The organism is Enterococcus sp. AZ078 (assembly GCF_051714985.1).
GTDB classification, from domain to species: domain Bacteria; phylum Bacillota; class Bacilli; order Lactobacillales; family Enterococcaceae; genus Enterococcus_B; species Enterococcus_B hirae.
The window spans coordinates 63,838-89,348 of record NZ_JBIOSW010000003.1; the positions used below are offsets into that span (position 1 = coordinate 63,838).

Annotated in this window: 19 protein-coding genes and 2 pseudogenes; 11 read left to right on the forward strand and 10 right to left on the reverse strand. The window is 31.5% G+C overall.

Translation table 11 applies throughout. The annotated features are described in order from the left end of the window. Nucleotides 1-534: 534 nt before the first annotated feature. The gene (locus tag IGJ18_RS14610; RefSeq protein ID WP_016631593.1) at nucleotides 535-840 is read right to left on the reverse strand and encodes a hypothetical protein; all 306 of its coding nucleotides are present in this window, start codon (nucleotides 838-840) and stop codon (nucleotides 535-537) included. 184 nt (nucleotides 841-1,024) lie between these two features. Continuing rightward, nucleotides 1,025-2,521 carry a primase C-terminal domain-containing protein gene (locus IGJ18_RS14615; RefSeq protein ID WP_438843468.1) on the reverse strand — a complete coding sequence of 499 codons (1,497 nt, stop codon included), beginning with the start codon at nucleotides 2,519-2,521 and terminating at the stop codon, nucleotides 1,025-1,027. Between the two features lie 591 nt (nucleotides 2,522-3,112). On the opposite strand from IGJ18_RS14615, the gene IGJ18_RS14620 reads away from it, so the two are divergent. Together IGJ18_RS14620 and prgO are read left to right on the forward strand one after the other, a co-directional pair. Next, the gene (locus IGJ18_RS14620) at nucleotides 3,113-4,054 is read left to right on the forward strand and encodes a ParA family protein (RefSeq protein WP_161440472.1); all 942 of its coding nucleotides are present in this window, start codon (nucleotides 3,113-3,115) and stop codon (nucleotides 4,052-4,054) included. Next, nucleotides 4,035-4,310, forward strand: coding sequence for a DNA segregation protein PrgO (gene prgO, locus IGJ18_RS14625; RefSeq protein WP_104857898.1), 276 nt, complete (start codon nucleotides 4,035-4,037; stop codon nucleotides 4,308-4,310). The genes IGJ18_RS14620 and prgO overlap by 20 nt, the downstream gene beginning before the upstream one ends. A gap of 300 nt (nucleotides 4,311-4,610) precedes the next feature. Here the strand turns inward: prgO and IGJ18_RS14630 are convergent, their stop codons facing one another. The 3 genes and pseudogenes from IGJ18_RS14630 to IGJ18_RS14640 all read right to left on the reverse strand — a co-directional run. Next, the gene (locus IGJ18_RS14630) at nucleotides 4,611-4,697 is read right to left on the reverse strand and encodes a putative holin-like toxin (protein ID WP_411860208.1); all 87 of its coding nucleotides are present in this window, start codon (nucleotides 4,695-4,697) and stop codon (nucleotides 4,611-4,613) included. Nucleotides 4,698-5,019: 322 nt separating this feature from the next. Further along, nucleotides 5,020-5,076 (reverse strand): hypothetical protein, encoded by a 57-nt coding sequence (locus IGJ18_RS14635; RefSeq protein WP_236599412.1) that lies wholly within the window; start codon nucleotides 5,074-5,076, stop codon nucleotides 5,020-5,022. Nucleotides 5,077-5,245: 169 nt separating this feature from the next. Continuing rightward, nucleotides 5,246-5,850: pseudogene (locus tag IGJ18_RS14640) on the reverse strand (C39 family peptidase); the annotation flags it as partial. Nucleotides 5,851-6,082: 232 nt separating this feature from the next. Between IGJ18_RS14640 and IGJ18_RS14645 the strand changes: the two are divergent. After that, a complete protein-coding gene (locus IGJ18_RS14645) occupies nucleotides 6,083-6,958 on the forward strand; it encodes a hypothetical protein (RefSeq protein ID WP_438843526.1) in 876 nt (291 codons plus the stop codon). 1,120 nt (nucleotides 6,959-8,078) lie between these two features. Continuing rightward, nucleotides 8,079-9,011 (forward strand): LCP family glycopolymer transferase, encoded by a 933-nt coding sequence (locus IGJ18_RS14650; RefSeq protein WP_438843527.1) that lies wholly within the window; start codon nucleotides 8,079-8,081, stop codon nucleotides 9,009-9,011. Between the two features lie 275 nt (nucleotides 9,012-9,286). On the opposite strand, the gene IGJ18_RS14655 is transcribed toward IGJ18_RS14650, so the two are convergent. From IGJ18_RS14655 to IGJ18_RS14670, 4 genes are all read right to left on the reverse strand, one after another. Beyond that, complete coding sequence (locus tag IGJ18_RS14655; protein WP_219350043.1) at nucleotides 9,287-9,340, reverse strand: hypothetical protein; 54 nt, start codon at nucleotides 9,338-9,340, stop codon at nucleotides 9,287-9,289. Between the two features lie 169 nt (nucleotides 9,341-9,509). Continuing rightward, nucleotides 9,510-10,835 (reverse strand): C39 family peptidase, encoded by a 1,326-nt coding sequence (locus tag IGJ18_RS14660; RefSeq protein WP_325822178.1) that lies wholly within the window; start codon nucleotides 10,833-10,835, stop codon nucleotides 9,510-9,512. 398 nt (nucleotides 10,836-11,233) lie between these two features. After that, a complete protein-coding gene (locus IGJ18_RS14665) occupies nucleotides 11,234-11,365 on the reverse strand; it encodes a hypothetical protein (RefSeq protein ID WP_016631604.1) in 132 nt (43 codons plus the stop codon). Then, nucleotides 11,362-11,931 (reverse strand): recombinase family protein, encoded by a 570-nt coding sequence (locus tag IGJ18_RS14670; RefSeq protein WP_438843528.1) that lies wholly within the window; start codon nucleotides 11,929-11,931, stop codon nucleotides 11,362-11,364. The genes IGJ18_RS14665 and IGJ18_RS14670 overlap by 4 nt, the downstream gene beginning before the upstream one ends. A 658-nt stretch (nucleotides 11,932-12,589) precedes the next feature. On the opposite strand from IGJ18_RS14670, the gene IGJ18_RS14675 reads away from it, so the two are divergent. From IGJ18_RS14675 to IGJ18_RS14695, 5 genes are all read left to right on the forward strand, one after another. Further along, the gene (locus IGJ18_RS14675; protein WP_438843529.1) at nucleotides 12,590-12,841 is read left to right on the forward strand and encodes a hypothetical protein; all 252 of its coding nucleotides are present in this window, start codon (nucleotides 12,590-12,592) and stop codon (nucleotides 12,839-12,841) included. Nucleotides 12,842-13,095: 254 nt separating this feature from the next. Next, the gene (locus IGJ18_RS14680) at nucleotides 13,096-13,374 is read left to right on the forward strand and encodes a DUF3892 domain-containing protein (protein WP_438843530.1); all 279 of its coding nucleotides are present in this window, start codon (nucleotides 13,096-13,098) and stop codon (nucleotides 13,372-13,374) included. Nucleotides 13,375-13,929: 555 nt separating this feature from the next. Next, entirely contained in the window at nucleotides 13,930-18,591 is a 4,662-nt protein-coding gene (locus IGJ18_RS14685) for an immunoglobulin-like domain-containing protein (protein WP_438843531.1), read from the forward strand. 965 nt (nucleotides 18,592-19,556) lie between these two features. After that, on the forward strand, nucleotides 19,557-20,867 hold the full coding sequence (locus IGJ18_RS14690; RefSeq protein ID WP_411860206.1) for a DUF3440 domain-containing protein: 1,311 nt from the start codon (nucleotides 19,557-19,559) through the stop codon (nucleotides 20,865-20,867). Beyond that, nucleotides 20,843-21,367, forward strand: coding sequence for an IbrB-like domain-containing protein (locus tag IGJ18_RS14695; RefSeq protein WP_081123793.1), 525 nt, complete (start codon nucleotides 20,843-20,845; stop codon nucleotides 21,365-21,367). The genes IGJ18_RS14690 and IGJ18_RS14695 overlap by 25 nt, the downstream gene beginning before the upstream one ends. Before the next feature lie 566 nt (nucleotides 21,368-21,933). On the opposite strand, the pseudogene IGJ18_RS14700 reads toward IGJ18_RS14695, so the two are convergent. Further along, a pseudogene (locus IGJ18_RS14700) lies at nucleotides 21,934-23,627 on the reverse strand (IS1182 family transposase). 274 nt (nucleotides 23,628-23,901) lie between these two features. Between IGJ18_RS14700 and IGJ18_RS14705 the strand changes: the two are divergent. Both IGJ18_RS14705 and IGJ18_RS14710 read left to right on the forward strand, forming a co-directional pair. Further along, a complete protein-coding gene (locus IGJ18_RS14705; RefSeq protein WP_438843532.1) occupies nucleotides 23,902-24,915 on the forward strand; it encodes a helix-turn-helix domain-containing protein in 1,014 nt (337 codons plus the stop codon). 155 nt (nucleotides 24,916-25,070) lie between these two features. Continuing rightward, nucleotides 25,071-25,328 carry a hypothetical protein gene (locus tag IGJ18_RS14710; RefSeq protein ID WP_438843533.1) on the forward strand — a complete coding sequence of 86 codons (258 nt, stop codon included), beginning with the start codon at nucleotides 25,071-25,073 and terminating at the stop codon, nucleotides 25,326-25,328. Nucleotides 25,329-25,511: the final 183 nt, after the last annotated feature.

The following is a 25,511-nucleotide window of genomic DNA, read 5'->3' on the forward strand; positions in this document are numbered from 1 at the left end:
AAAAAAGTATATTTACTTTTAAATTCATTCTAATTTGAAAATTTCTAAAAAAACGATAACATATTCATTCACAATCTGCAAATAAATTTATCATTGTATTTTTTTACGCTTCCAAAAAGTCAATAACAATAGGCTTTCATCCTCCTCTACTCACAAAATCATTTACTCATGAATAAATTTGAACAGCTGCTCGATCAATTGACAAGCTAAGTATTGCATATTTATTTTCGTTTGAAAACCCAAAAAACCTTAAATATTTGACGAAATTTCGCAAAATATTTATGTTAATTTTTTGTTAAGACTACTTGACAAACGATAATAAAGCGTTTTTTTGTAAAAATCTTTACAAAAACAGCATAACACAAAAATAAAATGGGAACAAACGTTTGTTTTCCTCTGTTTGATTCTCTCATTTACGATTTTGAAACCAAAACCAACGATTATGATTTTATCTAATCAATTTCTAATTACGATATATGATAAAATAAACAATTCTATTTGTAATAATTGTAATATAATAAAATTTATCAAAAATCAATCTAAGCGTTTTTTCACTTTCTTTCCCTTCTTGAATCCTACACGTTCACGATAACGATAATAGTCATCTTGTAATTTTAACAATTCCTCATAGATTTCCCCCATACTTCGGCTAGAAGCCAAGGACAAAGCATAAATAAACGACGCAGGCAACGTCTCTACCGAACGCTCCCTTGTTACCCAACTAGCCACCGTACCTTGATTAAAGCCATAAAGTTCACAAAACTGCTCCACTGGCATACCTAAATACCGCAAGATATACACATTTACCGCATGAGAGTACACATACAACTTCATAGACATAAAAACCCCTCCTTCAGATAGCTACCCATCATTACATACGTAATAATAACATATAACTAGCAAAATAATTAAAGAGAAACAGCAAAAGACCAAGAGACACTCTCAGACATAACTAAATAGACTAAGGAAACCGCTAGAAGTATCAAAGATATATTGTAAAAGGCAATTGGCGTCTTTTATTTTTTCAACCTGTATCGACTTCAAATAGCCTGATTTCTTGGACTTCTTGCTCCGGTAATAGCTGATGAATGGTGCTTGTCCATTCATCGATGGTTAGTTTAAACTGCGCAATGATCCCTTGAATAAAGGCTTCTTTTTCTTCTTTCTTCGCTTGGATCAAACTTGTGAATAATACACGTACTGAAGCAAGTAAAAGTCCGCCACCACGCCCTTTTTTGACATTGTAGAACACTTTGTGTTCTTGCTTTAAGGAACTTAATGCACGATCCAGACTTCTTAAAGGCATGTTCAATTGTTCCGCCAATTCTTTTTTGGACAGTTTTAAATAAGGCATACGAAGATCACTTTTTTCGCTCAAATAACGCATGATATCTTCTTGCCATTCCTTTTTATGACTGTATTGGCGTTGCTCACGTGATTTCTTAAACTTCCACCAACCACGACGTTGGATAAACAACTCGTTTTCTTGAATATCCGAAGCTACCCATTCCTGGCATAATTCTAAAACAAAGTCACGATTGGCTGCTTGATAATTTCCAGAATACGCACTTTTAACAATTTTTCGCACTTCGCCTTCAGACAACGGTTCATTTAAGCGTTCGTTAAATTCAAACATGTTATACTCACAAGTTTCTTGTCCGTAACCAGAAGAATAATAAGCCAAAGAGAGTGTAAAAATCACGTTATTCCGTCCTAATCGACCTTCTCCCCCAATAATGTTTGCTTTTCGTAGTAACAAGTCAAACCACGGTTCATCAACTTGGCGATACTCTTTTTTCTCAGGAAAAACAATCAATTTCGCGTTTCTTTCTGCTTCAGTTTTTTGGTTAGATGCCATTTTCATTGACCAATTCAACCAATCAGAAAAAGAATATTGATTTTCTAGCTCACAAAATACAATATTTTGTTTGTTTGGGAATCGAGCAATTCCAAAATGGTTACAACCTACATCAATACCTGGTAACTGATTAGCCAATTGTGTCCGAATCGTTGTAGAAATACGTTTTGCCACTTCAATTACTTTAAAATTACTATTTTTCGTCACATAAGCAGGTGTTTTTAATACAAAATAGACTTGATAACCTTGCTCTGATTCTAAAATGAGCGTTGGCATATACCCTAATTCATCCACACAAGCTAAGAAAATCTCTCCTTGATGATTTTCTTTAGAATCAATATCCACGACAAAAGTATTGATTTGACTAATATTTTTCTCCGAATGCCCTTTAACGATTGAACGATTTTCGTCCGCATAAGTTCCATAGCGATAAACATTTGGTGTCCAATGAGTCAGTTTGGATTCATTTTCTAAAATCGCTTCTTCAGACGTAATAACCATGCCACGCCCTGCATTCATCAATTGTTTACTGCGGTACGCAAAGATAGCACCATTCCTGCTGGTATTCTCATACCCGACAGGCTTCATGGTGCTGTTTCGATATTTGTATGTACGAATGCCTTGTTTCAATAAAGCCGTATAGCATTGATCTAAGTTTACCATAGCAAAATTTCCTCCGAATTGTATTGAAAAAGAGAACACATGCCAATTCTAAAAATTGTTCTGTGCTCTCTTCCAATATTCGGCTTAAATTCCTAGAAAAACCTAGAAAAATATCGCTTTATCTATTGAACTGCTCGCTCTAAATGTGCTATAATTTAAACACATTTGTAAAACAAATAAGTGGTTTATCAGACCGCTTAATTTATTTATTGAGACGAGCGCGAACACATGAGCTAACCATGTGATTCAGAAATAATTGATCCGACCAAAGTCAATTATTTCCGTCTCTTTTTTTATGTATTTTTTTCTAAAAAGACAATATCATAACTAATTATATTTTGTAAATATCATAATTCAACTTTAAATCTCTTATACACCGTTAGTGTACACTTATTTTCAATATATTGTCAATGCAAAACGCATAAATATATTTTGACATTTTGAATATATTTGCTATACTTAATATATCGAGTATATCTAGTATATTTAATATATTTATATACACGGAGGTATTTTGCTACTTATTGTGTTAAATATATCTGCTATATTAAATATATTAGATATAGTAAATATATTTACGGAGGTATTAGAATGAAAAAAAATAACTTAGATATTTCTTCTCCAAAAAACGGTAAAGTTGTTATGCTTACCGCTAGAAAAGGTGGTACTGGTAAAACAACCGATAATGACTTACTAGCAGTTGTAGCTAGTCAATTATTTAATAAAAAAATACTATTAATCGACTATGACCAACAAAGAAATACTACATCTAATATTGGATCTACATATCAAATAACTAATTTTGAAAGATCCATGGCTGCCGCTATCAAAAAAAATGATTGGATTTCAGGAATCACACAAGTCAGCCCAAATCTTTATTTAATGGCTGGATCACCAGGTTCAGAAGAACTAAATGATTATCTTGCTGAAAAATTTCCAAATAAACATGCTAGACATTTAGCTTTTATGAATAATCTTAAAGAATTACGCAATTATTTTGACTATATTCTAATTGATTGTCCTCCAAGTACAGATAACGTCGTTAGAGCCTTTTTAACTGCAGCCGATTATATTATTCCTATGCAGGAATTAAAAAGATATGCTATGGAAGGTACAGAAGATTTTATAGAAAAAGTTTTAATTCCTATTGTTACTAATTTTGAAGAATGTAACTTACAAATTATTGGTATTTTACCTGTCTTATTTTCAGTTCGTCGTGCTTCTCAAAAATCAAATTATCAAAAAACAGTTGATAAGTATGGAGAGTCAAATATATTTAAAAGTATTGTAAAAGGGTCTGATAGATTAGAAATGTACGGAGAAAACGGAATACAATTAAACGACTATGTTGATAGACGTTGGTGGGCAATATTTGCTGACATATTTACTGAACTTGAAGAAAGAATTGCTTACTATGAAACAAAAGGCGATATTGAAGGATTTAATTACTCTCTGAAATATGCTGATTCTATGGCAAACCGTATACTCGAACAAGGAAAGGAGATAAAACTAGATGGCATTATTACCAACTAATAAAGATAAAAAACAAATTGGTGCTGCTGATATTTCTATAAAAGATGACGTACAAATTGAACTAGGCGAAAAAAAGTATACAGCAAAAGAGCGAAAACCTGTACAAGTAGATCCTCCTGTTTTAAAAACTATAAGAGATATCAGTTATGTGAAAGATATACCTATGTATGAAGTAGTTGAACTTGCTATAGAAGCCTATGTTGATACGCTTAGCGAAGAAGAAAAACAAATTTACAATCGTCGCTTAAACCTCTAAAATATATTCACTATATCAAATATATTCAATATAGTGAATATATTTGATGTTTTACCGTCTTGTTATTTCAAAACTAATATATTCAGTATATTAGTTTGTATGTATTTATTCTTTTGGTTTAATCTTACAAACAATGTAGATTTCTTCAACATATTTGCAACTCTCACCTTACTTTGCTATACTTAAGACAAGAAAAAGGAGCTATGCGCGAACATAGCCCCATGTAGAACCGTTAAAAAGACGGTGGCTTTTGAATAAATGTTTTGAACCATCTAATTCCCTGCCAAAGTGATTAGATGGTTATTTTTGGGGGTCTTTATGGTCAATTATCAGCAAAACTAACGTCGCAAAAGCGATCATCAGTTGAATTGCTTCAAACGTTGACACGTGCTACTCCCTTCTAGGGATAAAGCTATGAACCATAGGCATCACCCCTTTTTCAAGAGATTAGCCACCATCTTTTCACTTTTCTACCGTTCAATTATATCATATCTAATCGCTCAAAAACTATCCTAGTATTGTTATCCAATATAATATAACGTTTAAAAAATACAACTGCATATTTGCAACTTTCACATTACTTTGCTATACTTTAGATAAGAAAAAGGAGCTATTCGCGAACATAGCTCCATGTAGAACCCCGTTAAAAAGACGATGGCAGTTTAATAGTTCTTACTTAACCATCTTGCTGACCAAAGCGAAAGATGGTTTATTTTTTATTATTGTCGTTTTTGATAGCTAAAACTAACATCGCAAAGGCAATCATTAGCTGTAGCGTCTCAAACACTGACAACTCAGGCTCTCCTTTCCTTAGATTTGATACTTACACACATAAGCACCACCTCCTAGAATGGATTGCCACCATCTTTTCACTTTTCTACTGTTCAATTATAGCATATTGAACTGCTTCAAAACTATACTAACATTTCTATCCGTTAACGAACGACAACGGCATATTTACGAGCATTATAGATATTCTCGAATGTCGTACGACTCATCCAATAAGAGCCACTAATCGGGGCAGATACATGTACCTGATTACTTCCTTTATTGTAACCGTCCAATGTCACTGCATGATTATTATTCACTGCTGCACCAAAACTCCAATTTCCCCAACGAACTGGTTGGAAATTAATCGTGATCCATGCAACCAAATGTTCTGAACGTTCCCATATTTTTGTCCCCAAGTAGTCAGTGGGGCAGGGTAAATAGCAGAATACGTCCATGAATTTTCGACAAATGGACTGCCGACAAATCCATTATTTGGATTACCATTCGGTGATTTAGGTATCGTATTCAAGAATTGTCTCAAACTCCAGTTTGTCAACTTCCCTTTATATTGCAAAGCCTGCAAGAGAGAAGCTCCTTCACAACCGCTAGGCGCACCCAACGCATACTGATTATAATTTTTTACACCTAATAGTCTATAATCATCATTACTTTGCTGACCAGTTCCAACCGCATACCAACCTATACCTTCGTATTTCCAGCCTTGTTTGGTAATCACGCGCTTTTCATTTTCATCCAACGTATAATGATGCCAATTAACAAATGACCCAGAATGGTTAACGCATCCGGAAATCGTTTCTGAAGTGCAAAAAATTTCCAAACTTTTAGAAACCCCTCATTTAATACATTCTTATAATACAAAAGAATGTATTAATAAATTCGAATCTAATTAATAAAATCAAAAAAATAAGTATAAAGCAATAGAGATTTTTTCAGTCTATTTACAAAATCATTATTATTTTTAAATATAATTGGAGGTTTTTATGAATATAAGCAATAAGAATAACTTAAAACTTTATTTACAAAAATATCAGTTATCAATTAGTGATATTTTTGCAATAATAGGATCACTAATTGTTATATTAGGCGTATATTTTTTTAATTTTATAGATGTAAATTTACCATTTATAGGACATCAAACTTCTAGTTTAGCACACATTGTCAAATTCATTAAGCAGTTAGCTAATTGGAGTGCAACGAACTCAACTACTGACGATGTAACAACTGTACTTCGTTACTTGGAAATTCTTATTTTAGTAATGACAATTTTACCTATTGTTGTTATAACTTGTGCTTTTATTCGCAAGAAAAGCACAAAAATTACTGCTGGTATCTCAGCATTTATTGTAACAATATCGTACTTTTGTTTTTACCATGAATTACAATCTGATATTTCCTATGAGAATAACGAATTTACAAATTTGTTTTTGGGATCAGCTAATATAGTTATCATAACAGGTATAATTATAATGTTTGTTGCATCTATATATAGCCTTATTCAATACTTAAAAGATAATAATCAAAAAATCCGTATAGATTTTTCAAAAATCACTAAAAGACAATGGATAATTATAGGCGGAAGCACCTCAGCTATTATTATATTATTTGGTATATTTTTTCTTATTAATCAAATGCCTAAATCAATCATTGACGATATATCAGTTGATTTCACTGGATATGATCACCAGGGAACAGCAACTTTATCAGGCGAATATGAAGATAAAATAGAAAGTATTCTTAACAAAACTAAAGATATTGATCGATCTGATATTTCTATTGAATTAGATAAAGAATCTTATTTATCTAATGGAGACAAAGTAAAAATTTCAGTTTCTTCAGATAAAAAAATAGTCCAATAAAATCCCAAACAAAAACAGTCACTGTATCTGGATTAAAAAAATCAACTACCTATACAATTGATAATGTTTTAAAAGATAATCCAATTCATTGGAATGGGTACAATAATTATGGTTCAGCAGAAATAGATAGTGATATCTTTGATACAGAAGATGAAACAACTGACCTATCAAATGGAGATAGTATCACTATAACTCTAAATTCGGATTATATTGAACAAGAAACTACAAAAGGAAAAACACTTGATGGTTCAGACACAAAAAAAGTGAAAGTATCTGGGCTTAAAAGTACACCTCAAATATCTAATCTAGATGCTTTACTCTCACAAATAGATACTTTTGCACGTGACAATAATCGCTCAAATTCATTTACTAAATACACCGTTACACGCTAAGAAAACTACTTTATTGGAACCAATATAAATAGTTATTGGTCTAGTTACACTAATGATAACTCAGATAACTTCTCAATAGTTTCAGTATACAAAATAGACGGCCAAAGGAGTGATCGTACATTTACTTCTTATAAAATTTATGGGTATTCCAATTTAAGTCTTAATAACAATCAAGTAAATGTTTCTAGTTTAAAGAGTGAGGACCAATATTCTGATTATAATTCTTTTGATAGCTCACAAGAAGCATTAGATAGCCTTAAGTCAGAATATCCTAGCATCACTATCTTATCATAAATCAAAAGACCACAACCAACTTTTCTTTCAAAGTAGATTGTGGTCTTTTAAATATACGTAATTGTTTACCAGATGTCATTTTTATTCTTTTGAATTAATCACATAAGCAATGTAGATTTCTTCAACATATTTGCAACTTTCACATTACTTTGCTATCCGTTTCTAACAGCATCTCAACCTATTTTTTTAAATGGTTAACAAATATTTATTTTTTACTTATACTATTTATTTCATTATTATAAAAATTAGAAACAGTGAGAAAAATGAGAAAAATAAAGTTACATTATTATCTATAATTAGTTTGAAAAATTTGGTTACAATTGTAAGTTCCTATTTGTAAAGATAGATTTTTATAAAAATTCTATCGTTCCATCATTATATAGAAATGGTGATAACTGAGTGTTTTTTATAAAAAATTTGAGGAGAATAATGTGATGAAAAAAAAGCTTTCTATTATTTTAATTCTATTGATTTCATTAGTTTGTTGCATTACTATTTACCTAGGAAAAATATATTTTGATATAAAACATACTATTCAAGAATCTTATCAAAAAGTAGGGCAGACAACTAAATTCTATAAAAATGATATAGTATCAAAAAAGCCATTTTCTGTTTTGTTGCTAGGTATAGATAGTGGAGATTTTGGAAGAGCGGATAAAGGGCGATCAGATACAATTGTTGTTATGACTGTCAATCCACAGAAAAAAACGACTACTTTAATGAGTATTCCAAGAGATACATACACAGAAATTATAGGAAAAGGAGAGAACGATAAACTAAATCATGCATATGCATACGGTGGTGCTTCTATGACGATAGCAAGTGTTCAAAATTTATTAGATATTCCAATTAATTATTATGCAGAAATTAATTTAAAAGGATTACAAGAATTGGTTGACATAGTTGGAGGAGTAGATGTAAATAATACATTTACTTTTGATTATAAGGGGACTCGATTTCCTATAGGAAGACAGCATTTAGATGGAAAAAAAGCTTTAGAATATTCTCGCATGCGTTATGATGATCCTAAGGGAGATTATGGTAGACAAAAGCGGCAACAACAAGTAATTATAGGGATTTTAGATAAGCTAAAAAGCATAAGAACATTAACTAATTATAAGAATATTTTAAGTGTAATGGGAAAAAATGTCAAAACAGACTTTTCATGGGATACTATTCAAGAAATATTTAAATATTATAAAACAGCTTTTAATAAAGTAGATTCAGATCAGTTAGTAGGTGTGGGATTTACTGGGGATGGTATAACTGGAGAAAATGGGATTTCTTATCAAAAAATTGAAAAATCAGAACTGGTTAGAGCAAAGAATAAGTTGAAAGCTCAACTAAATATTAAAATTGTAAACTAGCAATAGATTTTGTATGGAGAAATTATCTTACCTAGATTTAATATAGAAAGAGTTCATTAAAAATAAGCTGTTAATTATTGAATCACAATTGTATATTTGTAAATAGTGTAAATTTTCTCAACATATTTGCAACTTTCACATTACTTTGCTATACTTAAGATAAGAAAAAGGAGCTATGCACGAACATAGCTCCATGTAGAACCGTTAAAAAGACGGTGGCTTTTGTTTTTATGGTTTAACCATCTAACTACTCGTCCAAAGTGAAGTTAGATGGTTTATTTTTTATTGTCGTTTTTGATAGCTAAAACTAACATCGCAAATGCAATCATTAGCTGTAGCGCCTCAAACACTGACAACTCAGGCTCTCCTTTCCTTATATTTGATACTTATATACATAAGCACCACCTCCTAGAATGGATTGCCACCATCTTTTCACTTTTCTACCTTTCAATTATAGCATATTGAACAGCTTCAAAACTATACTAACATTTCTATCCGTTAACGAACGACAACGGCATATTTACGAGCATTATAAATATTCTCGAATGTCGTACGACTCATCCAATAAGAGCCACTAATTGGGTCAGATACATGTACCTGATTACTTCCTTTGTTATAGCCATCCAATGTAACGGCATGATTATTATTTGCGGCTACACCAAAGCTCCAATTCCCCCAACGGATTGGTTGGAAGTTAATCGTAACCCAAGCTACAACAGGGTTGCCATTCTTCACTTCATTCAGCAACGTATTCATAGAACTTCCTGAAATATTCTGGACGTTCCCATATTTTTGTCCCCAAGTAGTCAGCGGGGCAGGGTAAATAGCAGAATACGTCCATGAATTTTCGACAAACGGACTACCAACAAATCCATTATTCGGATTTCCATTCGGTGACTTAGGTATCGTGTTCAAGAATTGTCTCAAACTCCAGTTTGTCAACTTCCCTTTATATTGCAAAGCCTGCAAGAGAGAAGCTCCTTCACAACCGCTAGGCGCACCTAAAGCATACTGGTTATAATTTTTTACACCTAATAGTCTATAATCATCATTACTTTGCTGACCATTCCCAACTGCATACCAACCCACACCTTCGTATTTCCAACCTTGTTTGGTAATTACACGTTTTTCATTTTCATCCAACGTATAATGATGCCAATTAACTTTTTTATTGTACAAACGGCTGACTGGAATCCCATTCGCTCCTTTGTACGAGTACCAACCAATTCCTTCATACGTCCAGCCTTGTTTCGTAATACTATCTCGTTCTTTTGCATTTAGCGTGTAGAAATGTTCCCCATTATAGCGATTGTACAGGCGATAAACTGGATCACCACTTGTTGGTGCTTGCCAACCAATTCCTTCATAATTCCAACCGATTTTTCTCAAATGATCTCGTTCACCAGTGTCTCTTGTGTAAAAATGTTCTCCACTATTAGGATTAAATAGACGATACATAGGAATCGTTTTGACAGCTGCTCTTGAACTACGACTCATTGAGCCATCCATTAATTCTTCTTTTGGCGCCTGTGTTGCATTTGCTTCACTTTGTCCTGCTTTTTCTGGTGCTTCCAGTGTGACTTCTTGTCCATTAATGATTGCTGTTTGCGGTTGTTCTACATTACTTGTCTCGTCAGTAGTAGTTGTTTCTATGACAGATTGTGTCTCACTAGTCACTTGTGTATCTTCAGTAGAACTCGTCGTTGATTCAGTCACAATTGTCGAATTTTCTGTGTTTATTTCCTCTGCTTCAGATACATTTGCTCCCATACTTACACTCATTAGTACACTAAAACTGGTCAATAGATAAAGATATCGTTTCATTTTTTCCTCCTAAATAAATTCTTCTCATAAGAAAATTATATCGAACAAAAAAACGCATTCAATATTTCCGTTTGAAAAAATAAAAAAATTCTTCTGTTTCTAACAAGACAGAAGAACACCAAAAGAAAAATTCGTTAAACTATTTTTTTACAAGTTTTCTTACCATACGAATAATTAAAGAGATAGTTGGAATAATCATCAAGTACATGACTATATACCAAAAATCCACTAATACATTTTCCCATGTGACCGGAACAAATATCCCCATTAACAAAATGACCTCAAGAATAATCGAATTGAAAATAAATGCTGTCAAAAATTATATCAGAAAAAATTTAGTCGTTCAATATAAATAATTTGTTTATAAAACAGCATGATTATTGTTAATCTCTTCTTAATTATGTTAAAACTTTTTCTATGTCTTTTTTGTTCCAACTTACATCAATAATTATAAAATCCTTGAAATCTTTAGAAGTGACAATTTCTAAAGACGTTTTTTCATCCAATTTCACAGTTTTTGTTCTCATCATTCTTTATTTTCCTCCAGTTTATCTAAGTAACGATAAATTGTTGTTCTAGAAACATTCCATCGTTCTGCAATTGTCTTAATCGGTGTTCCACTATCTACTAAAGTCTTCAGTAATTCCAAGTCTTGTTCAGTTAATTTTTCAGGACGACCGCCAAACCTTCCTCTTGCACGAGCAGCTGCTCTTCCTGCTGCAGAGCGTTCCAAAATTAGATTTCGTTCAAATTCCGCGAACGCCGCGAATAGATGAAACATAAGTTGACCAGTCGAACTGGATTTATCCATCGTAATATTTTCTTGAAGACTATGAAAACTCACACCGCGTTCATTCAATCGATTGATGATTGAAATCAAATCTTCCATATTTCTTCCCAGACGGTCTAAACGCCAAACAACAAGTGTATCTCCAGAACGAACAAAATCGATCGCCATTTCTAATCCTGGTCGATTACTTTTTGCCCCACTCATATGATCGGTAAAAATTTTTTCACAACCAAAATTGTTTAAACTATCCTCTTGCAAATCTAAATTTTGTAAACCGGTAGATACTCGAGCATATCCTATTTTCAAAAAATCACTCCTTCATTAATTCCATTGTAACATAACTTTATCTATATAGTTTAACTGAACATAGATTTTGTTATGGGTTTATGAACATAAAATAAGTTGATTTTTTGAAAAATAAAGTCAAAAAACAAAGTGTCCAGAAAGGTTGAATATTGGTTATATGTAAAAGAACAATAATCACTCCAGATAGATTATTGTTCTTTTTCAACTTGGTATTATTAATAAGTGTATGATATGAAAAAACGACAATTGCTTAATTAAGACATAATAAGATGAATGTACAATAATTTTAATGTAAATGGAGTAATTTTGACAAGAAAAAAATGATGTATAATAAAAAACTTACTTAACGATATAAACCTAGCCTCGTTTAAAAAGTAACTTGAATCATTAAGAATGAAGATATGCTAATCAGAAATCTTCAAGTAATAGTAAGTATACGTATATTATCTGTAGCTAAACATAATCAAGAAAAAACTCTCTGTGAGTGGCAATAATAACTAAAAAATTTCATAGTTAATAAATTTATCTTGAAGTTGAGAGAGTTGTATTAGTTATAGAAATCTTACGAAACTGTTCTTATAATAAAAAATATTTTTTGATATTCTTTCTTTATAAAAATTGGTTTATAAATTAAAATATTGAAAAGGAGAGGTTATTTATGATGAATGTTTTGCTCAAACAGTTTAAAAAGAGATATTTCAGATATTCATTAATGCCACTGAGCTTTTTTGTAGTAGGAATAATATTTTTTACGCTTTCTTCAATTGAAGTAGCCAATTCTGCGGATGTTAATAGTGGAGATGTTGGATTCGGTTATGCAGCTAGCGGAGTTATTTCGATAGTTTTATCTTTGGTTACAAGTGCGTCTATATTCGTGATTTATTTTTTTAAAAAATATAAAATAAATTAGTGAATATTTTCTTCTCGACAAAAAGATGGAGATGACTTAATTCAGCAAAGAATTTTAGCGAACTGTAATCCTGACAAACTTGAAAAAATGATGTCTTTTTATAAAGGAGATCTTATAAATCCTGAAGACAAAAATTTAAATTATTATACTTTAAAAAATATGGTATTGATGTAGACTAGTAGTTAGCTATTTTTGAGTTTAGTAATTATTATGAAGCGTAATTTTAAACAAGAAAAATTTGGAGATAACGTATTTTGATTAAGGCAACAAAAATAAAAATAAATGATGTTAAATCTAATGTTAATCCATTAATAGAAATAAAAGAAATATATTTAGACGGAGTTAAGAGTCCAGGACTTTATACAAAAGAATCTATCTATGATTTTCTTATTAAAAATCCAGACTCTAAAATAGTGGTGAATATACCTTCGTTCCCTAAACTACTACCAGCAGCTAATGGCGATCAAAAATATGTAAGATCCCAACCTAATGATAGTGAAGATGATAATTTACTTAAGTTACCAAGAGAATAAATAATATCAGAAATATTATAAAGAAGAGTCAAAAACTTAAGTTTTTGATTCTTTTTTACTTATGAATTAATAATCCCGTGTTTATTATCTTCCTTTTAAACTTATTCTTCTATTCTATATAAGATAATTATTGTCCAAAAAATTACGAAAAAAGAGTTCTAATATTTAACAATGAGAAAAAAGAAGAGACTTTAGATTTATTCATACGTAAGTAATTCGTTGTAATGATAAAAGTTTAAAGCTTCTTAGTATAATTTTACATTATGTAATCTTTTAATTGAATAAACGTTGATTTAATAGCTTTTTTTCACATTTTCAAAAAAATAGATTTTTTTAAGAAGAATTTATTTTTATTTAGCAGTAAATTAACGATAGAAACAACATTTATAAACTTTCTTAATTTCACATAAGATAGATTATACAAAGTTGTTTCGAAAAGTTTGATTTGTTTTTTCTATCTTTTCTCGATATAAAAGATAGAAAAAAGGGAATGCTACTCCCACACGTAGTATTCCCTTTTTTAACATCTATTACAAGGAGGAATTTAGCAAAACAATGAAGAAAAAACAATTAAAGAAACGAATGAAAGCGAAAAAAAGACTTACCTCGGCTGCGGTAGCTCTCTTGATGAGTGGTAGCTTATTACCGGTGGGAAATGTGTTTGCGAATGAGCAATCTACTCAAGAGAATTCTATTTCTAGTGCAGAAGCAAAAGCAGATTTAGAAAAGGGAATGGCTGTATCAGGAGTAGAAAACAGTACAGAAGCAAAACAAGAAACACAAAATACAGAAAAAACTAGTGAAAATTCTGAGGATGACAAAATTAGCATTCCAGAAACTGCACGAGAAAAGAGAGGGGACGCACAAAATGCTTCTTCAGAAGTACTGAAAAAGGCAGAGCCTGAAAAGTCATCTGATGGAAGAAGTATCTTAAATATTTCTAATTTTGAACAATTAAAATCTGCGTTTAATACACCTAACATTAGTCAAGTGAATTTATCTAATGATATAGATTTTTCAAGTGACATTACCCAGTACACTAATAAAAATTTAGTCATTAATGGTAATGGTCATACTTTAGATTTTAGAACACATAGGATATATGCTACAGTACCCGATGGGACTTGTTTGACTGTAGAAAATATTAATACGTTAACTACAGGAAGTACGCAACCTTATGCGGCATTCTCTCTTTGTACTGGGCTATCCACAATTACGTTAAAAGATATCAAACATGTAGGTACTGAATTTGCATGGGCCTCTAATTTTATTTTTGAAGGAAATGTAGATATTAATATTAATATTGTTGGAGATGGTTGGACTCCAGCGCTTAGTTCCCAGTTTGCTAAAGGTGGTGGAACATATAAGGTTTCTAAGAATGCAAATGTTAATATTAGAGATGATATAAACACTTATGAAACGTTAGAACTAACTAATATAGAAAGTATATTAGTAGAATCAGGTGCAAAGTTTAATATTTATGATTCTGCTGCAAAGTCTTATGGAGTTTTGCATAGAATAAAAACTGGTTTTGGTATTTATGTTAAAGAAGGTGGAGAATTTAATATTGAGTCAACTGCTCCAAATACAAGGGCAATTTATGGTCCAATAGGGTCAATTGTTGTAGATCCGGGTGGTAGTATCAATATAAAATCTAACAGTGATAATACTATTGATAGTTATGGACAAACAATGACCATAGATTTAAGAAATGCTAAATATTTTAACTTGGAGACAACAAAATTTGCTGGTAAAGCGTTTAATGTTGGTGCAAACAGTAAGATTATGTTTAATAGTAATGTATATGCGTGGAATGTTTTATCATCGTCTATTGCCACATCTGGATGGAAAGATGTAGATGGAGTTGTTGAGTTATCTGGTAGAAATAGGACGAACGTTTCTACAACTAACAGTTTGTTTGATGCACAATTCAAGCCACAAGATTATTATAGAATCTCGTCAACTGGAAGACTAAATCCGAGAATAGAAAACACTACTATAAATCCAGTGAAAGATACGGATACTGCAGTAAGTGGTAAAGGAGAGCCTAATGGAAAGATTGAAATAAAAGTAGGCGATCAAGTGATTGTATCTGACACCGTTGATTCAGATGGAAATTATAGTCTACCGATTCCAAAGCAAAATGCTGGTACAGTGATCAAAGCAGTGGTTTCAATGGATGGACAAACTTCAGAAGCAAATACAACTGTGGTTCGCACAGCTCTTGCACAAACAACCATTTCAGAAATTAATACAGAAACCACACAAGTGAGTGGTAAAGGGGAACCAAACGCACCAATTAAGATCATGAACGGTGACCAAATTATCGCACAAGGTGTGATTGGAAGTGATGGAAATTATACTTTAACCATTCCAAGACAAGCAAAAGACAGTGTGATCAAAGCAATCGTTGAAAAAGATGGTTTGACTTCAGAAGCTCAAACGACCGTCAAGCAAGGTTCGTTAGCACAAACAACTATCTCAGAAATCAATACAGAAACCACACAAGTGAGTGGTAAAGGGGAACCAAACGCACCAATTAAGATCATGAACGGTGACCAAATTATCGCACAAGGTGTGATTGGAAGTGATGGAAATTATACTTTAACCATTCCAAGACAAGCAAAAGACAGTGTGATCAAAGCAATCGTTGAAAAAGATGGTTTGACTTCAGAAGCTCAAACGACCGTCAAGCAAGGTTCGTTAGCACAAACAACTATCTCAGAAATCAATACAGAAACCACACAAGTGAGTGGTAAAGGGGAACCAAACGCACCAATTAAGATCATGAACGGTGACCAAATTATCGCACAAGGTGTGATTGGAAGTGATGGAAATTACACTTTGACCATTCCAAAACAAGCAAAAGACAGTGTAATTAAAGCAATCGTTGAAAAAGATGGATTGACTTCAAAAGCACAAACAACCGTTACACAAGGTTCATTGGTACAAACTACGATATCAAATATTGATACCAATACAACAAGTGTCTCTGGTAAAGGGGAACCAAACGCGAAGATCGAACTCAAAGTAGGAAATCAAGTAATTGCTTCAGGACGTATTGGAAGCGATGGGAATTATAGTTTAACTATTCCAAAACAATCTGTAGGAACAGTGGTTAAAGCAGTGGTTAGTGCTAATGGATTAACTTCAGAAGCTCATACAACAGTTACTCGTGCAGATTTAGCACCAACAACGATTTCAAAAGTAGATTCTCAAACAACTGTGATCACAGGAACAGGGGAACCTGGTGGAAAAATCAAATTATTGAATGGAAATCAGTTGATTGCTCATGGATATGTTGGCAAAGATGGTCATTACAGTTTGACGGTTATGAAACAACCAGCAGGTAGTACGATTGTTGCAAAAGTGACAATGGATGGAAAAGAATCTCAAGCTTCTACAGTGGTGGAAGAAAAAATCAATTTACAAGCACCGGTTATTGACAAGTTCACCGAAGGTGATGTCTATGCGAAAGGAAGCATTGCAGGAGACGCAATAAAAGTAGCGATCTTCGTCAATGGCGTACAACGTCGAGTAGCTGCAGTAAGCCATGGAAAATATAGTATCTATGCAGGCGACCTAGGCTTAAAAGCAGGCGATCGATTTGAAGTAGCTGGAATCGCAGCTGATGGAACGATTGGACCAAAAACGAGTGCCACAGTCCAAAAGAATCCAGTACTAGAACTAACAACGACAATTGACAAATTCACCGAAGGCGATGCCTATGCCAAAGGAACAGCAGGAAAAGATGCGACAAAAGTAACCATTTTCGTCAATGGCGTGCAAAAACGAGTAGCTGCAGTAAGCCATGGAAAATATAGTATCTATGCAGGCGACTTAGGCTTAAAAGCAGGCGATCGATTTGAAGTAGCTGGAATCGCAGCTGATGGAACGATTGGACCAAAAACGAGTGCCACAGTCCAAAAGAATCCAGTACTAGAACTAACAACGACAATTGACAAATTCACCGAAGGCGATGCCTATGCCAAAGGAACAGCAGGAAAAGATGCGACAAAAGTAACCATTTTCGTCAATGGCGTGCAAAAACGAGTAGCTGCGGTAAGCAATGGAAAATATAGGATCTATACAGGCGATTTAGGATTAAAAGCAGGAGATAAATTTGAAATAGCTGGAATCGCAGCCGATGGCACGGTTGGACCAAAAACAAGTACGACGGTACAAGGAAAACAACATAATTTACAAGCACCAACGATTGATCCATATTATGCTGTAGACGCGTATGCGAAAGGAAGCATTACAGGAGATGCGACAAAAGTAGCCATTTTCGTCAATGGCGTACAAAAACGAGTAGCCGCAGTAAATAACGGAAAATATAGTATTTACACAGGTGACCTAGGACTACAAGCAGGCGATCGCTTTGAAATAGCTGGAATCGCAGCCGATGGTACGATTGGACCAAAAACAAGTGCTACAGTTTTAGAAAATAATCCAGAAAAATATGGGGTCACAGCAGAAAATTATATTTTAGGATCAAATAAAATCAATGGTACAGCGAAATCAGGTATTGCACGAGTTAAATTATTTGTGAGTGGTCATGTAGTACGACAAATAACTGTAGAAAATGGTAAGTATAGTATCTGGGCATCAGATGTGGTGACAAGTATAGGTGATAAAGTAGAAATTATTGGAATGGATGCGAACGGAGTAGAACGCTCCCGAGTAACCGTGACAATCATGAATGCACCAGTAGAAGAAATGACATTGACAGTAAACGAGTATACATTTGGCGAAAATAATATCACTGGAACGAAAAGTGCAAATGTATCAAGGGTTCAGTTATTTGTGAATGGTGTTATGAAACGCACAGGTACTTTGAATGGAAACAACTTTGAAGTTTATGCGAAAGATGTTATTGTTTCCGCAAATGATAAAGTCGAAATCGTTGGTTTCGACAAATATGGTAACGAAAAACGAGTACCTGTCACAATAAAAGAAAAAGAACCAGAAAAAATTGATTTAACAGTCAACCCTTATAAACTTGGGGATGGATCGATTACAGGAACAGTAAGTGAGAATGTTTCTTATGTTACTTTAAATCAAGGAGCAAATGTGTTGAAACGAGGCGAAGTGAAAGGTTCAAACTTCTCAATCTGGGCACAAGGAATTGTGACAGAAACACCAGGAAATTACACAATTGTGGCTCATACAGCTTCTGGAGAAACGAAAGAGGTACCTTTAGTTGTTAATCCATAAGAATAATTTATATCAGTGATATAGATTATCGTTGCCAGCGTCTTTAGACGCTGGCTTTTTTGATTATTCACTATACTAAATAGATAGTTACAGTCTATTGCGAGTTTGTTGCAAAAAATTAATAAAATTCCTATAAAAAATGTCCAAAAGAAATTGGGGATGAGGGATCTCCAAATGTAATAACCTATAATTTTCTATTATTTGAAAGACTAATCTATTCACCGTATTTCTACATATCAAATGTACTATTGATTATTTTTTATACAACTTAAGAAAAAAATAACTCATCAATCATCGATAATTAAAAAAATTTGGTTGTATAAGATGCTATTTTTTATCGAAATAAGTAAAAAAACTATCAATATGATAGTGAGAGTAGATTTTTTCTCACCTTATCAAGAAATAAAATTTTCTTTTCATACGACTATAAATAAATTTAATTATTACATAAGCTTATTATTAGAAACTTAGAGGATTAAAAAATCAGGAATAAGTAATATGGAAAATAATTGATAAAAGAACTTGATTAATTTATTAAAAAGTAAGAAATAAGAAATAAAAATAAGAAAAATAATAGATAATATCCCACTATCATAAATTTATTAAAAATATTAGGAGAGTTTTTTATGAAAAGAATAGCTCTTTGCTCTAGTTTAATACTAGGTGTTTATTTGAATTTTTTATTTTTTTTTATGTATTCGGAATTATGTTTTTATCAGTATGCATATATTTGTCTATTTGGACTATTTGGAATCTTTTTATCCTTAGTTACAAGGAATAGCTGTAATCCAAGATTATCTTTATTAAGTTTATTTTTTAATTTTATACCTGTAATTTATATTACACTGTATTTTTTGATAATAGAATTATTTTTGATTTAACTATTAATTATTAATAAAAATTAAAGATAAACGATTATTCTTAGTGTACTTTGTCTTCATGAAATTAAGAAAGGAGTTATTTTTTTGGGAAAACTTAAAAATGTATATGAAGCTACTTTACAAAGGTTAGATTATATATTTGCAAAATTTGATCATATAGTTATAGCATTTTCTGGTGGAAAAGATTCAGGAATATTAGTTGAACTAGTTAATCAATATTGTAAAAAAAATTTAAATAAAGCAAAGATATCAGTATATCATTTAGATTATGAAGGGGGATATAATCACACATCTCAATATATAAAAAGAACTATGGGAAAATATCCTGAATTTGACTATTATCATATTTGTTTACCTATTTCTGCTTCATGTGGAATTTCTATGTTTCAATCTACATGGCTTCCTTGGGATCCAGAAAAAAAAGAGCTTTGGTTGAATACATATCCATGCGAAGCTATCACTATTGAAAATCATAAATTTGATTTTTTTCAAATTGGAATGAAAGATTATTTATTTCAAAAAAAATTGAGTAAATGGTTACACTTAAAAAACAATGCTAAACGTACTGCTGTATTAGTGGGACTACGAGCTCAAGAAAGTCTAAATCGTTATGCTACAGTAACACGAGATAATACAATAACAATGTTTGGAACAATTCGATATAGTTCCAGAATATACCATAACATTTTTAACTTTTATCCATTATACGATTGGAAAGTAGAAGATATATGGACGGCTTACGGAAAATTTGGTTGGGATTATAATAAATTGTATGATTTATTTTATCAAGCTGGTGTATCATTAGGCGAAATGAGAGTGGCAAATCCTTTTCATGATTGTGGAGTTCATTCATTAAAGTTATATAAAGCAATTGAACCTGATACTTGGGGTAAAATGGTTGGGAGAATAAATGGAGTTAATTTTGCGTCTATATATGGAAATACTAAAGCAATGGGATATAGAAATATTGTTTTACCTGAGGGACAAACTTGGAAAGAATATGTCAACTTTCTACTAGGAACATTACCTAGCTGGACTAGAGAAATTTATTTAAAAAAATTTAAATCTTCTAAAAACTATTGGCTAAATAAAGGAGGTGCTCTACCAATTAAAGTTATAGAAGAATTGAAAGAATTACCAATATCTTTTGTTGATATGGGAAAACCTCATAATAATCGTAAGTATAAAACAGAATATCATTTGATAAAATTTAATGAATATCCTGATGAAGTACCTATAAAGAATTTTCGATTGGTACCGTCCTATAAAAGAATGTGTATCACTATTTTAAAAAATGATACTTCTTGTCGTTATATGGGCTTTTCTCAAACAAAAGATGAATTACAAAAGAAAGAGGAAGCTATTAGATTATGGAAAAAGAAAGAGAATTTATAAGCCCTGTTTATAAAATTTATAGGATACCCATTCATAAAATATGTGCTAACGATTATAATCCTAATACAATAGCTCCAACAGAATTAAAATTGTTGGAGCAATCGATTATTTTAGATGGGTATACTATGCCTATTGTTTGTTACTATGTAAAAGAAAAAGATTACTATGAAATCGTAGATGGTTATCACAGATATTTAGTGATGAAAACATCTAGTGAAATTGCAAAAAGAGAAGGATTTTGTTTACCAGTTTCAATCATTAATAAGCCGATTACAGAACGTATAGCTAGTACAATTCGTCATAATCGAGCTAGAGGTACGCATTCAATTGATCACATGGTACAAATTATTCAAAAATTGATTGATTCCGGCTTAAGTGATCAGTGGATTATGGATAATATGGGAATAGAAAAGGATGAACTATTACGTTTGAAACAAATTAGTGGCTTAGCTTCTTTGTTTGCTAATAACCAGTTTTCTGATTCATGGGAAGAAGTATAGTTTAAAACTAAAATTAAAGTTTAGTCATAAATTAATTTTTATATAAGTAAAAAAATATGAAGGAGTTATGCATCACAAATACCTTATTAATGGTGTATACTACTAAGATAGTTCTATTTTTGAATACTTTGTTAATACTTAATAGAATATATTTTTACATTTACTAATTATGTATATGCATACTGGTGTCTAATTTTATCTTTAATAAAGGAATAGAGGAGAAATAATGACTAAACGTTTTAGACTAGAGATTAATACAAAATTACAACATGAGGAGAAGGTGATTTTCTTTGAATTGTCAGATAACGTTACTAATGAAGAAATAAAAAATGAAGTAGACAAATACTTTTATACCTATTGTTACTATTTTGTTTCTGAAATTAAATAAGTATTTTTAGCTAAATAATTATTATTAAATTTAAAATTAAATCTAAAAATAATAAAAAGAAAACAAGTTTTTTTGCTATTTTACTTATTATAAGTGATACTACATAAGATATTTTTTATAATAAAAAAATAACAAAATAATGCCTTTGAATATTTATCTTATGTAGTACATTTTATTTTTAGTTAATTTTATTATAAAAGAGAGTGGGACAATAGTTCTTTCTCAAAAAGAAAATAAGTTCGATTTTGATGTTTATTGTCAAAATAGAACTTATTTTTTCTGTTTTGCGCACTTTCCTCTCCATATATTTTCCTAATTTTCTTAAATTTAATGCCATCAGTGCCAAACCAATATCAATCGTTGCTCCTTGTTTCCCACGCAAATGGAAACGATGGAACGCCAAATGAGCCTTTAGATGTCCGAACACGGGTTCGACATCAATTTTTCGTTTCCGATAAATCGAACCAGTTTTCTCCTCTAAAAGCTTTTTTCTGCATTCTGCTTTGAAATAGCGCCAATTATTATTTACTTGAATTTTTCGCTTTTGTTCACTTTTCGCACGCGTACATTGACGACGAACTGAACAGTTCCGACAATCCTCACATTCATAGATTTTGAAATCTCGAATAAAGCCACCTTTATCTTTTCTGCGACTATAATTTTTGAACGGTACCGGACGATTCGCTGGGCAAATATAGGTGTCTTGTTCTTCAAGATAACGCCAATTCTCCACGTTAAACGGATTATCCTTGTACTTCTTTTTATTTTCTTTGTGATAACTGCCATATGTAATTAAGGGAGTTTTATGTAGAACATCGTTGATATACATGTAATTTTCTTCGCTACCATACCCTGCATCTGCCACAATGTACTCCGGTAACTCCTTATGTCGGTCTAAAAAACTGTCTAAAAATGGATTCAATGTTTTGGTGTCTGTGGGATTTGGAAATAATTCATAGCTCAAAACATACTGATTTTCGGTGGCGATTTGTAAATTATAACCTGGCTTGAGCTGTCCATTTCGCATATAATCGTCTTTCATCCGCATAAAGGTGGCATCAGTATCTGTTTTTGAAAAGCTATTTCGTTCTTGAAATAGTTGAGCATACCGTTCATACTTTTGTTTTCTTGGCAGATAATCCGTTTGTACCTGTCGGAGATATTTTTTATACATTCTTCTTTTTTCTTTAGTTGACTTTGCTTTTCTTTGCATTTTTCATGTGTTAATTGTACTTGTGTTTCATGGAGTTCAGCTTCTAAATGATGAGCGACTTCTTCTAACTGGTCGCTCGTCAATCCATCGGATTGACTTTCTTCTTTTAAGCAAGGAAGAATTTCCTCTTGATAAAGCGTTTGATAAAAAGCTTCTGATTTTTCATCTAACAACCGTTCACACCGAGTGGTGGCTTTACGCCAAACAAAGCTGAACTTATTGGCGTCTGCTTCAATTTTCGTACCGTCAACGAAGATGGCTTCATTATCTATCACTTGATTGGTTATCAGTTGACGGCGAAACAACACAAAAGCCTCTGCTAGAAGCTGAGCTGTCGTTTCCTGACTTCTGAATCGATTGATCGTGCGGTAACTCACTTGTTCATGATTGGCTAGCCAACGCATACGGTAACTATCGTCTAATAAAAATTCGATCTTTCTGCCAGAAAAAACACGTTGCGTGTAGGCATAAAGAAGAATTTTCAACATCATTTTGGGGTGATAGGCTGGACGTCCCAGCTGTTGTTCAATTTGGTTGAAGAGCGCTTGCGGGATTGCTTCTACTAACGAGTGAACCGCAAAGGCAACATCCGTTTCTGGAATATAATGTTCTACATCTAGTGGTAAAGTTGTTTGGTTGATGGTATAATTTTTAAACATAAGGCACACTCCTTTGATTTTTGTTTAGGCACTTTAATCATACAAGGTTGTGTGCTTTTTGTGTACCTTAAAATCAAAAAAAAATGGGGCAATAATCAGATTTTTTTCTGACTATTGTCCCACTCTCTTTTACTATGTAAATAAAGAACATATAATTCAAATATTGATTATCCTAATTATTACTTTTTTTAATTATTAGAATAAAATAACGCTTATAGTTGCCAGTAATATTTAACATGGAAACTGTAATAATGTAGGGAGTGTTTTTTATTCTATGTTTAAGACCATTAATTCTTTATTTATAGAAAAGAGTTTTAAAAGAGAATTAGTTATTGTAAAGATATTAATAGAAAGAAATACATGGGTTTCTTTTAAAGAACTTTCTGAAATAAATAATGTTGTGTGGAAGACTACTATTAGGGATTTAGAAAATATAAATAAAACGATTCCAAGATTTTTAGAAATTAAGGATAAAGCAAAGGAAGTAAGGTTCTCAAATACAGGTGAATACTGCTATATGGATATTTATAGTATATATTTAAAAATGAGTTTTTCTTATCAATTATTTTGTTTATTGTTTAGAAATAAGGATATTAACTTATTTAAGCTCTGTGATGAATTATTTATAAGTCAGTCACATTTTTATAAAAAACATCACCAATTGAAAGCTATTTTACCTGATGGAATAAACATCGATTTAAATTCTTTAAAAGTGATTGGCGATGAATTCAAAATAAGAAAATTTTATTACAATCTATTGATTATTAGTAATAATCCGGATGATTTTAACATATCAAGTAATTTTCTAGAGTATTTAGAAGCAATATCTATGGATGTATTTTACGAAGCTGGGATTATTTCTAAAAGTCAAAATAAAGAAAATTATTTATATTGGTTAGCTATTTGTCATAGACGATCTAAAGTTCAAAAAGTAAATATAAATTTAAAGGAAAATTATATCTCACAATTTCTGAAGAAGATATATGCAAAAATACCAGGTCAATTTGGAAATCAATTATTAGATGAATATATAATTCACTCTTATGGTTTTTATATGCAAGATTTGATTTATAAGGAAGATAGGGTAAAATCTGTTATTGATTTTTATACAAAAAAAATATATTCTCCTTACTTAAACTATCTAAAACCATTTTTTAGTAATAAGAATAAAAAGCTAGGTTTAGATTTAATTCATGCATGTGTATCTTTACCATTATCAACAGATTTTTTTATTAAAAATAGAATATTTGATCGTTTTTACAAAGATGAGATAAAAAACATCTTTTAGAAACTATCTATAATAAAGTTATTAAAAATAACAATATTATTATAGATTATGAGAAAAAAGAAATATTAGAAATACTTAAATTTATGGTATTTAAATATCATATTCAATTATCATCCAATTTATTTAAATTCAAACGTACATCAATTATTGTATCTATGTCAGGAGGGAGTAATGCTGAAAAATATATAAAAAATTTAATTGAAATTAATTATAAAGGATTAGTTGAATTTTGGGATTACTCAGACTTTAAGCTTTTAGAGCACGTAGATATAGTCATAACAGATATTATAGGTAGTCAGAGAGCAACAAATTTTATTAAATGTGAATTTCCTATAGTGCTAGACTATTTTAAAACTTTAAATTCTTTAATAGAAAGAAAAATTTTAGAAAATATAAAAGCTAAAAAGGAGTAGTGGAGTAGTAAAAATAAACATATTATCAAAAAATTTATTTTAATAAACTTTTTGATAATATGTTTAGAAATAAATATGTAATACTTAAATCAAACAAATATTGGAAGGAGTTCGTTAAAATATGAAAAAAATCTTTATATTAACCATGTGTTCTTTAACTAGTATAATTTTGGTTGCATGTTC

What these genes read in the sequence shown, in the direction of transcription:
- IGJ18_RS14610 (WP_016631593.1), bottom strand. Translation starts at nt 840, where the DNA reads ATGTCTATGAAGTTGTATGTGTACTCTCATGCGGTAAATGTGTATATC.
- IGJ18_RS14615 (WP_438843468.1), bottom strand. Translation starts at nt 2,521, where the DNA reads ATGGTAAACTTAGATCAATGCTATACGGCTTTATTGAAACAAGGCATT.
- IGJ18_RS14620 (WP_161440472.1), top strand. Translation starts at nt 3,113, where the DNA reads ATGAAAAAAAATAACTTAGATATTTCTTCTCCAAAAAACGGTAAAGTT.
- prgO (WP_104857898.1), top strand. Translation starts at nt 4,035, where the DNA reads ATGGCATTATTACCAACTAATAAAGATAAAAAACAAATTGGTGCTGCT.
- IGJ18_RS14645 (WP_438843526.1), top strand. Translation starts at nt 6,083, where the DNA reads ATGAATATAAGCAATAAGAATAACTTAAAACTTTATTTACAAAAATAT.
- IGJ18_RS14650 (WP_438843527.1), top strand. Translation starts at nt 8,079, where the DNA reads ATGAAAAAAAAGCTTTCTATTATTTTAATTCTATTGATTTCATTAGTT.
- IGJ18_RS14660 (WP_325822178.1), bottom strand. Translation starts at nt 10,835, where the DNA reads ATGAAACGATATCTTTATCTATTGACCAGTTTTAGTGTACTAATGAGT.
- IGJ18_RS14665 (WP_016631604.1), bottom strand. Translation starts at nt 11,365, where the DNA reads ATGATGAGAACAAAAACTGTGAAATTGGATGAAAAAACGTCTTTAGAA.
- IGJ18_RS14675 (WP_438843529.1), top strand. Translation starts at nt 12,590, where the DNA reads ATGATGAATGTTTTGCTCAAACAGTTTAAAAAGAGATATTTCAGATAT.
- IGJ18_RS14685 (WP_438843531.1), top strand. Translation starts at nt 13,930, where the DNA reads ATGAAGAAAAAACAATTAAAGAAACGAATGAAAGCGAAAAAAAGACTT.
- IGJ18_RS14695 (WP_081123793.1), top strand. Translation starts at nt 20,843, where the DNA reads ATGGAAAAAGAAAGAGAATTTATAAGCCCTGTTTATAAAATTTATAGG.
- IGJ18_RS14705 (WP_438843532.1), top strand. Translation starts at nt 23,902, where the DNA reads ATGTTTAAGACCATTAATTCTTTATTTATAGAAAAGAGTTTTAAAAGA.
- IGJ18_RS14710 (WP_438843533.1), top strand. Translation starts at nt 25,071, where the DNA reads ATGTCAGGAGGGAGTAATGCTGAAAAATATATAAAAAATTTAATTGAA.